The sequence below is a fragment of the Paenibacillus stellifer genome, assembly GCF_000758685.1.
Lineage (GTDB): Bacteria > Bacillota > Bacilli > Paenibacillales > Paenibacillaceae > Paenibacillus_AQ > Paenibacillus_AQ stellifer.
On sequence record NZ_CP009286.1, the window covers coordinates 1,261,553 to 1,276,328 of the forward strand.

Genomic DNA, 14,776 nt, shown 5'->3' on the forward strand with positions numbered 1-14,776 from the left:
GCGCAGTCTGTCGATTTGTCGCCTACCCTCTATAAAAGGAAGGTTGTTGCGGGTGGAGAATAATCCGGAAGCGGTGTTCACGTACCGTTCCCGCAGCCTCCGGGATACGGAGGCTTTGGCGGAATCGCTGGCGAATTCCGCCGGGGAGGGCTGGGTGATCGGTCTGGACGGCGATCTGGGCGCGGGCAAGACCGCGTTCTCGCAGAGCTTCGCCCGTCATTTGGGCGTACCGGGCATTGTGAGCAGCCCGACATTTACGATCATCAAAGAGTATGCGGGACGTCTTCCGCTGTATCATATGGATGTCTACCGTCTGTCTCTTCCAGAGGCGGACGAGCTGGGATTGGATGAATATTTCTACGGACAAGGCGTCTGCCTTGTCGAGTGGAGCAGCTTGATCGCGGAGCTGATGCCGGAGCGGCATCTGCATATTTTTCTGGAGACGGCCGGACCGGAAGAACGCGTAATTACAGTGGCCGGAACCGGAGAGCCTTATGCGGACATCTGCCGGGGTCTGATACAGAAGTGGGGTTAATCAGCATGGACAATGATAATAAAGGGCCGCGCAAGCGGCTTTTGGCGTTGGATACGGCGACGGCAACGCTGGGCGTGGCCGTAACCGAAGGCGGCAGTGCGGTGCATGAAATCAACGCGTCGGGCGAGCGCAACCATTCGGTGCATCTGCTCCCGATCATAGGCCGGGCGCTTGAGGCTTCGGGAGGCGCGGGCGCCCTGGACGGCATCGCCGTCGGTCTTGGTCCGGGTTCCTACACGGGAACCCGGATCGCCGTGACGGCCGCCAAGTCGCTGGCCTGGGCCTGGAAGCTTCCCGCCGTTGGCGTATCCACCCTCCAGGCGCTAGCCTGGGGCGGATGGAGCGCCGCCAAGCGGGAAGAAGCCGGCAGCAGCGCGGCCGGCACGGATGGGGCCCCAGCAAAGGGGCCCGACTGGATCGTGCCGCTGCTGGATGCGCGGCGCGGGCAGGTGTACACGGCCCTGTTCGAGGCCGTGCCCGGAGCGGCTCCGCGACGGCTCGAGGAAGACCGCATCCGCCTGATGGCGGATTTCACGGTCTTCCTGGCCGAGGCCGCGGAGCAGGCGGCGGCCCGGGGGGAGAAGCCGGGCCGGGTGCTCTTCGTCGGCGAGACGGCGGTTCACGCCCGCGCCGAGACGCTCGCGCCGCTTGAGGGGCGCGCCGAATGGAAGGCGGTTCCGTATGAGCTGGAGGGCCGATGGATCGGCTTCCTGGGCGAAGAACGGATCGCCAGGGGTGAGGCTGATGATATTCACGGGCTCATCCCGAACTATACGCAGCTGGCGGAAGCGGAAGCCAACCTGCTCCGAAGCGGCAAAGGAGGCGTGAAGTCGAAATGACGGAAGCGGAAGCGGCGAAAGAGCGGGAGGAAGACCCGATATTCAGGCTGATGAAGCTGGAGGATATCCCGTCGATTCTGGTGATCGAACGGGAAGCCTTTACGATGCCCTGGACGGAAGAAGCGTTCCGGAACGAGCTCACGCATAATCATTTTGCCAAGTATATGGTCATGGAGTATGAGGGGGCAATTATCGGCTATGCGGGCATGTGGGCCATCGTGGATGAGGCGCATGTTACCAATATTGCGCTTCTGGCTGCCTACCGGGGACGGAAATGGGGCGATCGCCTGCTGGACGAGCTGATGAAGACCGCCTCCTATCTCGGCATGAAGTCAATCACGCTGGAGGTCCGGGTGTCCAACGAGGTCGCCCAGAATCTGTATCGCAAAAAAGGCTTCAGCCCCGCAGGCGTACGCAAGGGCTACTATTCCGACAACCGCGAGGATGCGCTCATTATGTGGGCGGAGCTTCCGTCCTACCGGGACTACGGGATAAAGGAAGGAAGAGTGGGACTGGAATGAAGGATCAAGCGGGCGGAGACAAGCCTGTCTATATATTGGCTATCGAGACCAGCTGCGACGAGACATCGGCGGCGGTCGTCAAGAACGGCAGCGAAGTGCTGTCGAATATCATCTCGAGCCAGATCGAAACACATCGCGCTTTCGGCGGAGTTGTGCCGGAGGTTGCGTCGCGCAAGCATGTGGAGGTCATTACCCTTATTGTGGAGGAAGCGCTGGATAAGGCGGGAATTACTCCGGAGGAACTGGACGCCGTTGCCGTTACACAGGGACCGGGTCTTGTCGGCGCGCTTCTTGTCGGCGTTGTGGCGGCGAAGAGCCTGGCGCTGGCCTGGAACAAGCCCCTGATTGGCACGCATCATATTGCGGGGCATATTTATGCAGGCCGTCTGGTCGGCGAACTGAAATATCCATGCATGGCGCTTGTCGCCTCCGGCGGTCATACGGAGCTGGTCAGCCTGGAATCGGAGGGACGCTTCCGCATCATCGGACGCACGCGGGACGATGCTGTCGGGGAAGCCTATGATAAGGTGGCCCGGGCGCTCGGCTTTCCCTATCCGGGAGGGCCGCATGTGGACAGGCTGGCTCATGAGGCGGAGAAGGCGGAGGCGCTGCCGCGCGTATGGCTGGAGCCGGATTCCTTCGACTTCAGCCTGAGCGGCCTGAAATCGGCGGTGCTGAACCTGGTGAACCAGAGCCGGATGAAGGGGCTGGAGCCGGATGTGGCGGCGATTGCCCAGGGCTTTCAGGAGTCGGTTGTTGAAGTCCTTGTGGAAAAAGCGGTCCGCGCCGTCTCCGTGACAAGCGCCCGGCAGCTGCTGCTCTGCGGCGGTGTCGCCGCCAATCGCGGGCTGCGGGAGGCTCTGGCGGAACGCTGCCGGAAGGAAGGGATCGAGCTGATCATCCCGCCGTCCGTCTACTGCACTGACAATGCCGCCATGATCGGGGCGGCGGCCTACCCGAAATGGACCCATGACGGCGGTACGCCGCTTGATCTGGTGGCCGACCCTGGACTGTCGCTGGAGGAGTGGTCCGTCGGTTCAGGTTCGGGCAAGCCTCAGGGAACTGTTGACAGCCGTGAGGATCAGCGCGTATAATCATGAGCAACCATATGGATAAACGCGATGAACGGAAGCAGTAGGGAATATTCCGGGATCAAGAGAGCTGCGGGTTGGTGCGACGCAGCCGAAGGAGACCTGAACTCGTCCGGGAGCGGAGCGGCGGAAGACAGAAGATCAGCCCTTGTGCGCATGGAATATGCAGAAGGAATGAGCTTCACCCGGCAGTGCACGGCCGGAGGTGAATACGCCGATACGGATCGTCCCCGTGAACGGACGGCCGCATGAGAATCGCTGCATTTGCAGCTTCGATGCATGCGGCGCAAAGTTGGATCTGCCCTCCCGGGCCGCCTGACCGGCGACCGGAAGATGTGCGATCAACAAGAGTGGTACCGCGAAGGCACAGCCTGTCGTCTCTTGATGAGACGGCGGGCTTTTTTTATTGATATGAACATAACGAACAAACGCGATGAACGGGAGCAGTAGAGGGAAGAAGGTCTGTCAGAGAGCCGCGGAAATGGTGCAACGCGGCGGCCGTCCCCCTTGAATCTCGCCCGGAAGCGTGTCGGCGGAACCCGCGCAGCTTACAGCCGCGTCTCCCCATTCCCGGCAAGTGCGGCCGCACCCGGGACTGCGGAGGCGCGCGAGATGCGCACAGTACGCCGGCTTACGGCCCGTCCCCGTTACCGGACCTTTCCCATGCAGATTCAACCGCACAGCGCAGCGCGTAGCGGCGGTTTAACTGCAGCGGGAAAGATAAGCTGGACGCCCGGCTTCGCGTATTCGCGGAGCAGGCGTCAAGAAGAGTGGTACCGCGGAGGGGAAACCCGCCGTCTCTTTAACCCAAGAGACGGCGGGTTTTTTGTATCTCGCGGAAGTTCAGATGTACAACAATTATTAAAATCGGAGGAATGAATGATGAGAAGCCCAGTTGAAGCACAGCGCAGAACGATCCAAATTTTCGATACGACGCTTAGAGACGGCGAGCAGGCGCCGGGAGCGAGCCTGACCCCGGAGCAAAAAATCGTGCTCGCCGGAAACCTGGCGGATCTCGGCGTGGATGTGCTGGAGCCGGGATTTCCGGTATCCAGCCCCGGGGATTTCGCTGCGGTTCAGGCGATCTCCCGCCAAATTCGGAACGCTGAAATCTGCGGCTTCGCGAGAGCGGTCAGAGGCGATATCGACGCCGCGGTGAAGGCGACTATGGATGCGGAGAGACGGCGCATTCACCTGTTCATCTCCTCCTCGGATATCCATCTGCGCCACCAGCTGCGCAAGAGCCGCGCTGAGGTCGTCGCCACGGCGAGGGAAATGACGGCTTACGCCCGAAAGTTTTGCGACACAGTGGAATTCACCGCCATGGATGCGGCCCGCACCGGCATCGACGATCTGATCGAAATGATCGAGGCGGTCATTGAAGAGGGCGCTACGATCATCAATCTGCCTGACACGGTCGGCTATGCGCTGCCGCATGAATATGGCGAGATGTTCCGCCGGGTCCGGCAGGGCGCAAGAGGCGGCGACAAGGTTATCTACAGCGCCCACTGTCACAATGACCTGGGGCTGGCTGTGGCGAACAGCCTGGCTGCGATCGAGGGAGGAGCCTCGCAGATCGAGGTGACCGTTAACGGCGTCGGCGAGCGGACGGGGAACTGTGCGATGGAAGAGCTCGCCATGGCCCTGGAGACCCGGGGCGAAGCGCTGGGCGCGAAGACGAATCTTGTTCTCGGCAAGCTGTACGAGACCTCGCGTCTTGTGAGCGAGATGATGCATTTTCCGATCCCCTATAACAAACCGGTTGTCGGACGGAACGCGTTCCAGCACGAATCCGGCATTCACCAGGACGGCCTGCTGAAAGACCGGAGCACCTATGAAATTATGGACCCCGAGAAGCTCGGCATTCCACGCAGCATGATCATTCTCGGCAAGCATTCCGGACGGCATGCGCTGAAGGACCGGACGGCGAAGTACGGCATTTCACTTGACGCCGGCGAGCTGGAGACTCTGTACGAGGCGTTCAAGGAGACGGCCGACCGTCAAAAGACCGTGAGCGACGAGCAGCTGCTGCAAATGATCAGCCAGTCGACGGGACGGGTTACCGGCAGATACGAGCTCGGGGATGTGCAGGTTCTGGCCGGAAGCGCGCCTCGCCGGGTGGCGGCGGTGACAGTGCGCAATCTGGCGACAGGCGCTGAGAGCAGCCACACGAGCACCGGAGAGGGACCGCTCGAAGCGGTCATTGCGGCCATTTCCCAGGCAATAGACGAGCAGGTCACTTTCGCGGGGCTGGAGCTGCATTCGCTCGGAAAGGGAGAAGACGCCTACGGCGAGGCTGTTGTCGATGTGGAGTGGAACGGAGTCCGTCACAGAGGAACTGCCATCCATCAGGATATCGTTATGGCAGCGGGGATTGCCTTCATTGCGGCCTGCAACGCCGCACTGCTGACGCCTGTTCAATAAGCAGCACGCTTTCTTTGTCAACCTGTGGACAAGGTTATCCACATATTCCGGCAGTTTTGTGTAAAAACCGTGTAAAACCAGGAGATTCGCCTCTTTTTTTGAACACTGGTTAAGGGCATAAATAATCAACAGCAAAACTGTAGAAAATGTGGATAATGTGGATAAACCGGTGGATAAAAAGTACTTGACACCAATAAACTGCGATTTGAAGCCTAAAAAAGGACCCGAGGGTCCTTTTTTTAGTACAAGTTATACACGAAATCTGGGGACAATCTTGTGGATAAAGAATATCTGGCTTGTAAAAATTATTCTTCGGCAAGAATTTCCCATTCGCTGAAATAATCGGAAAGCGTCTGTTTTTTGACGTTAAGCTCTGCCTCATGAGTCTGAAGCGTCATATAATCCTGATATACCTCAGGCTTCGTCATTTCATGCTCGATTTCCGCGATTTCCGCTTCGAGCTGCGAGATCGCATTCTCCAGCTCGGCTATGCGCCGCTGGCGGTTGCGTTCTTCGCGTTTGGCCTGCTTGTCGGCCTCGTATGAAGAGACGCTGCCCTTATCGGCCGGCTGGCTGTCCTTGGCCGCTCCGGCGGTCGAAGGAGAAGGCAGGCTATTCTCTCCTTCGCTGGCGAGGTCCTCCAGCTCGCTTTTTTTGGCGATATAGTCGTCGTAATTCCCGAGATACTGATCGATTCCTTCCGGATGAAGCTCCAGCACGCGTTCCGCCATTTTATTGAGGAAATAGCGGTCATGGGAAATGAACAGCAGCGTGCCCTCGAAATCGATCAACGCCGATTCCAGCACCTCGCGGCTGATCAGATCGAGATGGTTGGTCGGTTCGTCGAGGATCAGCATGTTCGCTCCGAGCAGCATGAGCTTGGAGAGCGCAACCCGCGCTTTCTCGCCGCCGCTGAGCGCGGAGATCTTCTTCTGCACATCCTCGCCACTGAACAGGAAATTGCCGAGTATAGTCCGGATACGGGCCTCATCGAGCATCGGATATTCGCTCCAAAGCTCCTCGAGCACCGTGTTATGCGGATTCAGGCGGGTCTGCTCCTGGTCGTAATAACCCAGCTTGACCTTCGCGCCCCAGTTCACGGTTCCGGCGGACGGCTCCCGGCTGCCGGTCAGACACTGCAGAAGCGTCGACTTCCCGATTCCGTTCGGTCCGATCAGCGCAGCAGTCTCACCGCGCCGGAGCTCGAAGGAGGCGTTCCTGAACAGCGGCGGACTGTCGCCGAAGCGCACGGCTACATCCCGGACCTGCAGCACCTCGCGGCCGGAATGGAAGCTGGGCTCGAAGGAGAAGCTGGCCTTCTTCAGCTCGCCGAGCGGCCGTTCGATCCGCTCCATCTTATCCAGCATTTTGCGGCGGCTCTGCGCCCGCTTGGTAGTGGAGGCCCTTACGATATTCTTCTGAACGAAGTCTTCCAGACGGGCGATTTCGTCCTGCTGCTTCTCGTACTGCTTCAGCCTGCTCTCGTATTCGGCCTCTTTCAAGTCCACGTAGCGGCTGTAATTGCCCGTATAGCGGCGGGACTGATGCCGCTCGATTTCGACGATCGTCGTAACGAGCCGGTCCAGGAAATACCGGTCATGGGAGACGACCAGTATGCCGCCGGCATATCCCCGGAGGTAATCCTCAAGCCAGGTCAGCGTCTCGATGTCGAGATGGTTGGTCGGTTCGTCCAGCATGAGCAGATCGGGTGCCTGCAGGAGAATGCGGGCCAGCGCCAGCCGGGTCTTCTGCCCGCCGCTTAGCGTATTGATCGGCGTATCCGGCGGGAACTCGCCGAAGCCCATACCATGCAGAACGCTGCGAATCCGCGTGTTCATCTCATAGCCGCCGTGATCCTTGAACCAGTCCGAGCGCAGGGCGTAGCGCTCCAGCAGCTCGGCGTAGCCTTTCTCATCAGCCGCCGCCTGTGGATCAGCGATTCGATTCTCCATTTCCCGAAGCTCGGCTTCCGCCTGGAGCAGCGGCTCGAAGACGGCAAGCATCTCTTCCTGGATCGTCCGGTCCGACTGGAGGCCGCTGTTCTGGGCCAGATAGCCGACGGTCGTTTCTTTCGATTTATAGATTTGGCCGCCGTCATAGGACAGCTCTCCGGCCATAATTTTCAGCAGGGTCGATTTACCCGCGCCGTTGACGCCGACAAGCCCGACCCGTTCTTTTTCGTTCACCTGGAGATTGATGCCCTCCAGTACGGGCTGAATGCCGTACAGCTTGGTGATTCCTGTCGCTTGAAGAAGCATGATTAACGCAAACCTCCACCCTCTGGGACTCGCGGAGAAGCATTCTCCGCCTTATAAATGCACCATTGTTCCTAAATCTAGTGTACATGAAAAGACTTTTTTGCGCGAGGTCAAAGGGTTCACGGCGTCCCTTGGCGAATGTTCAACAAGAGTGGTACACTAGAAGATAATCTAGAGCATTACAACCCATGACAACAATCGCTTAGGGAGGCGGAAGAGTGACGGACTGGAATATGCGGCTCGCCGCTTCCAAACGTGAGCTGCGCGCCGCCATGGGCGCCGTAAGAGGAAGCTTGAGCAACTTGGATAGACAGGAACGCTCAGCCCTCGCCTGCCGCCATGCCTGGAGCTTCGTGGAGGCGGCCGGGGCGGAGACGGTAATGGCTTACGCGCCGATTCGCTCGGAGCTGGATGTACGTCCTTTGATCGAGAACTGCTGGCAAAGTGGCCGGAGCGTCATTCTGCCAAGGGTTCATTCGGATACCGGCATGCTGTCGCTGCATGTCGTAAGTTCCTGGCATGAGCTGATCCAAGGGACTTACGGCATTTCTGAACCGGCGGCGGATTCGCCTGAACTGGATGAGGATGTCAGACCGGCCGTTATTTTTGTACCGGGACTTGCCTTCGATTTGCGGGGCGGCAGGCTGGGCTACGGCCGTGGATACTACGATCGGCTCCTTGCGCACCGTATGGCAGGAAACGGCGGCGGAACCGGCGAAGCAAGCACGGTCTGGATCGGACTGGCTTACGCTGCGCAGCTTATTCCCGAGGTGCCGATGGAAGCCCATGATGCGTTCATGGATTTTCTGATCACCGAGGACGGAATTGTGGACTGCCGATTGAGGGAGAGGGACAGCGGCTAATGGAAATGACGCATTTTAACGAGCAGGGACGAGCCCGGATGGTCGATGTCAGCGGCAAGGAGATTACAAGCCGCATCGCAGCCGCCCGAAGCCAGGTGAAGATGGCGCCGGATACGCTGGCGGCGATTAAAGCGGGAACAATCGGCAAAGGCGATGTACTTGCGGTCGCCCAGGTCGCCGGCATCATGGCCGCGAAGAAGACCTCCGACTGGATTCCGATGTGCCACCCGCTGCCTCTGACAGGCATCGACATCGCTTTTACCGATAACAACAAAGATGAACTATATATAGAAGCCACAGTCAAGACAACAGGCCGGACAGGCGTGGAGATGGAGGCGCTGACCGCTGTGTCTGCCACAGCTCTGACGGTCTACGATATGTGCAAGGCTCTGCAGAAAGACATGGTTATAGGGCCGACGCTGCTTGTCTCGAAGAGCGGCGGCAAGAACGGTGACTACCGGCTTGGAGAAGACTGACGGCCATGCACGGGTCCCGTTCGGTACATATGAAGCGTAGAGAGGAAGGAGAACCAGCCTATGGCGTGGAAGACGGCAATCCTGACGGCCAGCGATAAAGGGGCCAGAGGCGAAAGGGAGGATACGAGCGCCCAGGTCATCCGCGAACTGGTGGAGGAGGAGCTTGGAGGAGAAATCATCGAGTACCGCATCGTTCCGGATGAAGAGGATGAGATCATTGCGGCGCTCATTGAGCTGACCGACTATTTTCAGGCGGATCTTGTGCTGACAACCGGCGGCACCGAGCTGGCGATCCGGGATGTGACGCCTGAGGCTACGCGGCGGGTGATTGAGCGTGAGGTTCCGGGACTGCCCGAAGCAATGCGCAGCACGGTCATGCAGAAGAATCGGGGAGCGATGCTGTTCCGCGGCATTTGCGGCATCCGCGGCCGGACGCTGATCGTCAACCTGCCGGGAACGCCGAAGGGCGTGCATGAGCATCTGGCCGCCGTTATGGACCAGCTGCCGGAGGCGCTGCTGATGGTGACTGGACAGTTCAAGCAGTAAGAGGCGATTCTCTATTCAACGTTCGGCTATTCGTCATGCCTGATCAATGGATATGTGATTTAGGTTATGTTATGATGGAGTTGCTTATGGTAGGACGGATGAACAAGGAGGAATCCAGATGTTTAGCACTATTGGAGCGCCCGGGATTATTTTGCTCGTTATCGTGGCGTTGTTGCTCTTTGGGCCGAACAAGCTGCCTGAGCTCGGACGGGCTGTAGGCAGAACTTTTCGGGAGTTCAAGGAAGGAACCCGCGATATCATAGCTGACTCCGAACCGGCCGCCAAGAGCGAGCCCGCTGCTCCAGCGGCGCCGCAGAATACGCCTGTCTCCCTGGAGAAGCGTCAGCCGGAATAAAGGTTCCGTACAACGCTTTAGGCAAGCTTGCCTGGCTGTACGAACCATGCATCACGAATGAGAAGGCGCCCATATAAGTCTCAGGACTTGGTAAGGGCGCTTTTTTTTGACAGAATATTTGCAGAGATTGTGCAGGGAGGGCTGGCTTTGGAGCCTATGGAAATGACGATTGTCGAGCATCTGACCGAGCTTCGCCGCCGAATCATCTACGTGCTGATCGTATTTGCCGCCGCTCTGGTTCTCGGGCTGTTCTGTGCGAAGCCTGTCTATGAATATCTTGTCCATGCCGAGACGGCGCAGGGCTTTGTGCTGCATGCTTTTGCCTTCTGGGACGGAATCGGCATGTATATGAAGATCGCTGTAGCCGTTGCGCTGACGGTATTGATCCCTTTTATCGCTTATCAAATCTGGGCGTTCGTAAGTCCCGGCCTTCGTCCTGCCGAGCGAAGCGCAGCCCTGCGGTATGTACCGTACGCGCTGCTTCTGTTCGTGGCTGGCCTGCTCTTCGCCTACTACATCGTGTTCCCGATGGCGCTGAACTTCACGGTTGCCGTAACCCGTGATCTGGGACTTGAGGAGACCTACGGGATCGCGCAGTATTTCAGCTTCATGTTCAATCTGGTGCTGCCGCTGGCGCTGCTGTTCGAGCTGCCGCTGCTTGTCATGTTCCTGACCAAGCTGCGCATTCTGAATCCGCTTCGGCTGCGGAAGGCGCGGCGCTATGCCTATTTCGCACTGGTCTTCATCGCGGTGGTGATCACGCCGCCCGACTTCATCTCGGACTTTCTTGTGACTGTGCCGCTGCTGGTGCTGTATGAGTTCAGCGTGTTTCTGTCATCTGTCGTCTACCGCAAGCAGCTCGCCGCCGATGCGGCGCTGGAAGCGCGGTACACTGCGGAGGGGCGCGCCTGAGAGGGGCGCCTGGCAGGGGCCGGAATTACACAGGCATATTTTGCCGGGCAGTGGATAGAATGAAAGAGAGTGTGGCCGGGACAACCCCCTTCCTGGCTGATTTTTTCCAAATTCGTCTAGAAAAAAGAGCAAAAGGACTTGAAATCCGCAGGCAAGTTCAGTAATATAAAAATTGTTGTTAGCACTATAGGGTATCGAGTGCTAACAGGCCGGGAATATGCCGAAGCCGTCAGGCCGGGCACCCGCTATGAACCGGAATGCACCGCATGACGGGAGGCATTCCTCGACCTCTGTGTCCAAGCCAAACCACATAATTTAAAAGGAGGCTATTTTTCATGATCAAACCTTTAGGTGAACGCGTACTGGTGGAGCCGATCGAGCAGGAGGAGACCACTTCTTTCGGCATCGTGCTTCCGGACTCTGCCAAGGAGAAGCCGCAGGAAGGCAAAGTTATTGCCGTAGGCAGCGGCGCTCTGAAAGACGGCGTTCGCGTTCCGCTCGAAGTGAAGGAAGGCGACCGCGTGATCTTCTCGAAGTATGCGGGAACTGAAATCAAGTACGAAGGCAAGGAATATTTGATTATGAAAGAAAGCGACATTCACGCGATTCTGGGTTAATCCGGATAGACGCTCATAAGCATTTCGTACCGATACTTATAATTCACAGGGAGGTTTTTTGATAATGGCAAAAGATATCAAGTTCAGTGAAGACGCCCGCCGTGCAATGCTTCGCGGTGTGGACGCTTTGGCTAATGCGGTTAAAGTGACTCTTGGACCGAAAGGCCGCAACGTGGTGCTGGAGAAGAAATTCGGCAGCCCGCTCATCACGAACGACGGTGTAACAATCGCCAAGGAAATCGAACTGGAAGACGCGTTTGAGAACATGGGCGCTCAGCTCGTTAAAGAAGTTGCGACCAAGACGAACGATGTTGCCGGCGACGGTACGACTACCGCAACCGTGCTTGCACAAGCCCTGATCCGCGAAGGTCTGAAGAACGTAACGGCCGGCGCCAGCCCAATCGGACTGCGCAAAGGTATCGACAAAGCCGTTAAAGCGGCTGTTGCCGAGCTTCAGAGCATCGCCAAGCCTGTTGAAGATTCCCAAGCCATCGCACAGGTTGCCGCTATCTCCGCAGCTGACGAAGAAGTGGGCAAACTGATCGCTGAAGCTATGGAAAAAGTGGGCAAAGACGGCGTTATCACCGTTGAAGAATCCCGCGGCTTCCTGACCGAGCTTGAAGTGGTTGAAGGCATGCAGTTCGACCGCGGTTACATCTCCCCGTACATGATTACCGACACGGACAAGATGGAAGCCGTTCTGGATAATCCGTACATCCTGATCACCGACAAGAAGATCAGCAGCACTCAGGAAATCCTGCCGCTGCTTGAGAAGATCGTACAGCAGGCTCGTCCGCTGCTGATCATCGCTGAAGACATCGAAGGCGAAGCTCAGGCTATGCTGATCGTGAACAAGCTGCGCGGAACGTTCAACGCTGTTGCCGTTAAGGCTCCTGGCTTCGGCGACCGCCGTGAAGCAATGCTGCAGGATATCGCAGCTCTGACAGGCGGCCAGGTGATCACCGAGAAGCTGGGTCTGGACCTGAAGAGCACGACAGTTGACCAGCTCGGCAACGCCCGTCAAGTGCGCGTAACGAAAGAGAACACGACGATTGTGGACGGAAGCGGCCAGAAGGAAGACATCCAGGCACGCGTCAGCCAAATCCGCGCTCAACTGGAAGAAACCACTTCCGAGTTCGACAAAGAGAAGCTGCAAGAGCGTCTTGCCAAGCTGGCCGGCGGCGTAGCCGTTGTGAAAGTCGGCGCCGCTACCGAAACCGAGCTGAAAGAACGCAAGCTGCGCATCGAAGACGCCCTGAACGCAACCCGCGCTGCGGTTGAAGAAGGCATCGTATCCGGCGGCGGTACCGCGCTGGTTAACGTATATAGCGCTGTAGCAGCTGTTGAAGCTGTAGGCGACGAGAAGACTGGCGTGAACATCGTGCTCCGCTCCCTGGAAGAGCCGATCCGCACGATCGCTGCGAACGCTGGCCAGGAAGGCTCCGTTATCGTGGAGCGCCTGAAGAAAGAAGCTATCGGCATCGGCTACAACGCCGCTACCGACGAGTGGGTGAACATGATCGAAGCCGGTATCGTCGACCCTGCGAAGGTAACACGCTCCGCGCTGCAGCATGCTGCATCCGTAGCCGGTCTGTTCCTGACCACGGAAGCCGTAATCGCCGACAAGCCTGAGCCTGAAAAAGGCGGCGCGCCTGACATGGGCGGCATGGGCGGAATGGGCGGCATGATGTAAGAAAGGCTGAAAAGCCTGTAACATCAAGGGTTTCCGTTAGCGGAGACACCATTTAATCATATCGAATAGAAGAGACCTCTCTGAAGTGAATTCGGAGAGGTCTCTTTTTGGGTGTGTCTATAATAGATATGTGATGAGATAGTACCAAAAAAACCTATATTTTCAAATGAGACATTTCGTATTCACTCGTAACAAAATTCATATCAGAGTCCCGGGAGACCAGTACCAAATTAGCTATAAAAGCAGTTGCGATAATGAGCGCATCAGGAGTTTTGATTTTCCGGCCCTTGGTTCTTTGCTCGCTTTGCACAGAAGCTGCCTTTCTCGCGACAGCGGAATCGACAGGGATCATGTGCCTGGAGGAGAATAACCGCTCCGCGATTAATAACTGACTGTGTTTGATACCGCTTAGTACCTCACATTCCGTAACTGTTGAGAAGAATATCCGACGTTTCTCCTTCTTGAGCTTGTCGTACTAAATTAATAGCCGCATGATCGTTGTCTAGAATGGCGATGACGATGTTCGAATCAAATAAGTACCCGGAGTGGCTGTGGGTCACTTTCCCCAACCCTCCCGAGATTCTTGAATGTGGTCTAATAATTCTTGAGCTTCACTAGGCTTTAGAATCCCTGCAACACTTAAAATATCATCGACTGAGTAATCATCAAAGTCCTCAATGGTTTCTGCCTCGAGATCGATAACCAGCTTTTTGGTGGTAATATTGTTTTCAGATAAAACTTCCTTAAGTCTTTTGCTATGTGAGGATGGAGTTTGCGTACCATGGACATGGAGAAACCTCCTTTATCACTTCGATCTTTACTTACAATTCATTATACCCGATAATGAAACCGTCGGATACGGATGCGGAAGCCTCTCTGAAGTTCAATGGGCTTTGGGGAAGGGGCTTTTCTTTTTTAAAGGAGATGAAAAACAAATGATCGATGCCAAGACTATATTGTTGGATCAACTTCTGGCTAATGCCAATGACCGTAGTTGGTATGCCTCATTCTATGAAACGGTTGACGGACTATCTGAAGCAGAAGCATTTTGGAAACCTGATGATTCAAGCCATAGTATTGCAGAGATTGTCCAGCATCTAATTTATTGGAATGAAACTTGGCAATTATATTATAAGGAAAATCAAGTTAATGCCGGTGCACGAACCACTAGTTAAAGATGAGGAATCTTTCTATGATTTAAAAGAAAAGTTGTTAAAAGTACTGCTTCACTGGCAAGAGCTTCTTGAAGAAGAGCAGCTGTTATCTGTTGTAAATGGATATCCTGTAAAGGCTGAATGGTGGGCAATTATTTCTAATGCGGCAACCCATAATGCATACCATATTGGACAACTAGCATATATTCGTAAAATGGAAAAATAGAAATTTCTTTTACTTAAGAGAGGAGAATCGCGATGACCTATTCACAAATGTCGCATAATTCAGGAAGTGTATCCGATATTCTCTATCTGGAAGGGCAGATTGCAGCCGTCAAGAAAGAGATCGAGCGGGCCAAGGCCGCGGGTCTCTCGAAAGAGTTGGATGAAGCGAATAACAAGCTGGCCGAGCTGGAAGCCGAACTGGATAAGCTTGAGGATTAAATAGGTCTCCCTTTCAATCAAGTAATAGATATAGACGCATAATCACCT

At 56.4% G+C, this 14,776-nt stretch carries 16 protein-coding genes and 1 pseudogene; 15 read left to right on the plus strand and 2 right to left on the minus strand.

The window, feature by feature from the left end:
- The first annotated feature begins 52 nt into the window (after positions 1-52).
- The 6 genes from tsaE (at position 53) to PSTEL_RS05780 (ending at position 5,410) form a co-directional block, all read left to right on the plus strand.
- Positions 53-535 (plus strand): tRNA (adenosine(37)-N6)-threonylcarbamoyltransferase complex ATPase subunit type 1 TsaE, encoded by a 483-nt coding sequence (tsaE, locus tag PSTEL_RS05755; RefSeq protein WP_038694100.1) that lies wholly within the window; start codon positions 53-55, stop codon positions 533-535.
- 5 nt (positions 536-540) lie between these two features.
- Positions 541-1,374: a tRNA (adenosine(37)-N6)-threonylcarbamoyltransferase complex dimerization subunit type 1 TsaB gene (gene tsaB / locus PSTEL_RS05760; RefSeq protein ID WP_038694102.1), complete on the plus strand. Its 834-nt coding sequence runs from the start codon at positions 541-543 to the stop codon at positions 1,372-1,374.
- Positions 1,371-1,895 carry a ribosomal protein S18-alanine N-acetyltransferase gene (gene rimI / locus PSTEL_RS05765; RefSeq protein WP_038694104.1) on the plus strand — a complete coding sequence of 175 codons (525 nt, stop codon included), beginning with the start codon at positions 1,371-1,373 and terminating at the stop codon, positions 1,893-1,895. The genes tsaB and rimI overlap by 4 nt, the downstream gene beginning before the upstream one ends.
- Positions 1,892-2,989, plus strand: coding sequence for a tRNA (adenosine(37)-N6)-threonylcarbamoyltransferase complex transferase subunit TsaD (gene tsaD, locus PSTEL_RS05770; RefSeq protein WP_052098217.1), 1,098 nt, complete (start codon positions 1,892-1,894; stop codon positions 2,987-2,989). The genes rimI and tsaD overlap by 4 nt, the downstream gene beginning before the upstream one ends.
- Before the next feature lie 27 nt (positions 2,990-3,016).
- Positions 3,017-3,238 carry a hypothetical protein gene (locus PSTEL_RS27455; RefSeq protein ID WP_156995796.1) on the plus strand — a complete coding sequence of 74 codons (222 nt, stop codon included), beginning with the start codon at positions 3,017-3,019 and terminating at the stop codon, positions 3,236-3,238.
- 627 nt (positions 3,239-3,865) lie between these two features.
- Positions 3,866-5,410: a 2-isopropylmalate synthase gene (locus tag PSTEL_RS05780; protein ID WP_038694108.1), complete on the plus strand. Its 1,545-nt coding sequence runs from the start codon at positions 3,866-3,868 to the stop codon at positions 5,408-5,410.
- Positions 5,411-5,715: 305 nt separating this feature from the next.
- Here PSTEL_RS05780 and PSTEL_RS05785 read toward each other — a convergent pair whose 3' ends face one another.
- Positions 5,716-7,668 (minus strand): ABC-F family ATP-binding cassette domain-containing protein, encoded by a 1,953-nt coding sequence (locus PSTEL_RS05785; protein WP_038694110.1) that lies wholly within the window; start codon positions 7,666-7,668, stop codon positions 5,716-5,718.
- Positions 7,669-7,886: 218 nt separating this feature from the next.
- Here PSTEL_RS05785 and PSTEL_RS05790 point away from each other — a divergent pair, with 218 nt between their 5' ends.
- From PSTEL_RS05790 to groL, 7 genes are all read left to right on the plus strand, one after another.
- Entirely contained in the window at positions 7,887-8,531 is a 645-nt protein-coding gene (locus PSTEL_RS05790; RefSeq protein WP_052098219.1) for a 5-formyltetrahydrofolate cyclo-ligase, read from the plus strand.
- A complete protein-coding gene (moaC, locus tag PSTEL_RS05795; RefSeq protein WP_038694112.1) occupies positions 8,531-9,007 on the plus strand; it encodes a cyclic pyranopterin monophosphate synthase MoaC in 477 nt (158 codons plus the stop codon). The genes PSTEL_RS05790 and moaC overlap by 1 nt, the downstream gene beginning before the upstream one ends.
- Positions 9,008-9,067: 60 nt before the next feature.
- Complete coding sequence (locus PSTEL_RS05800; RefSeq protein ID WP_038694114.1) at positions 9,068-9,553, plus strand: MogA/MoaB family molybdenum cofactor biosynthesis protein; 486 nt, start codon at positions 9,068-9,070, stop codon at positions 9,551-9,553.
- 118 nt (positions 9,554-9,671) lie between these two features.
- On the plus strand, positions 9,672-9,908 hold the full coding sequence (gene tatA / locus PSTEL_RS05805) for a twin-arginine translocase TatA/TatE family subunit (RefSeq protein WP_038694116.1): 237 nt from the start codon (positions 9,672-9,674) through the stop codon (positions 9,906-9,908).
- A 156-nt stretch (positions 9,909-10,064) separates the two neighbouring features.
- Positions 10,065-10,820: a twin-arginine translocase subunit TatC gene (gene tatC / locus PSTEL_RS05810; protein ID WP_038700214.1), complete on the plus strand. Its 756-nt coding sequence runs from the start codon at positions 10,065-10,067 to the stop codon at positions 10,818-10,820.
- Between the two features lie 335 nt (positions 10,821-11,155).
- Positions 11,156-11,437, plus strand: coding sequence for a co-chaperone GroES (groES, locus tag PSTEL_RS05815; protein WP_038694117.1), 282 nt, complete (start codon positions 11,156-11,158; stop codon positions 11,435-11,437).
- Positions 11,438-11,501: 64 nt separating this feature from the next.
- Positions 11,502-13,130, plus strand: coding sequence for a chaperonin GroEL (groL, locus tag PSTEL_RS05820; protein ID WP_038694118.1), 1,629 nt, complete (start codon positions 11,502-11,504; stop codon positions 13,128-13,130).
- A 154-nt stretch (positions 13,131-13,284) separates the two neighbouring features.
- Here the strand turns inward: groL and PSTEL_RS28340 are convergent, their stop codons facing one another.
- The gene (locus PSTEL_RS28340; RefSeq protein WP_342666576.1) at positions 13,285-13,575 is read right to left on the minus strand and encodes a PIN domain-containing protein; all 291 of its coding nucleotides are present in this window, start codon (positions 13,573-13,575) and stop codon (positions 13,285-13,287) included.
- A gap of 490 nt (positions 13,576-14,065) precedes the next feature.
- Here PSTEL_RS28340 and PSTEL_RS05825 point away from each other — a divergent pair.
- A pseudogene (locus PSTEL_RS05825) lies at positions 14,066-14,510 on the plus strand (DinB family protein).
- A 32-nt stretch (positions 14,511-14,542) separates the two neighbouring features.
- Entirely contained in the window at positions 14,543-14,728 is a 186-nt protein-coding gene (locus tag PSTEL_RS05830) for a hypothetical protein (RefSeq protein ID WP_038694120.1), read from the plus strand.
- Positions 14,729-14,776: the final 48 nt, after the last annotated feature.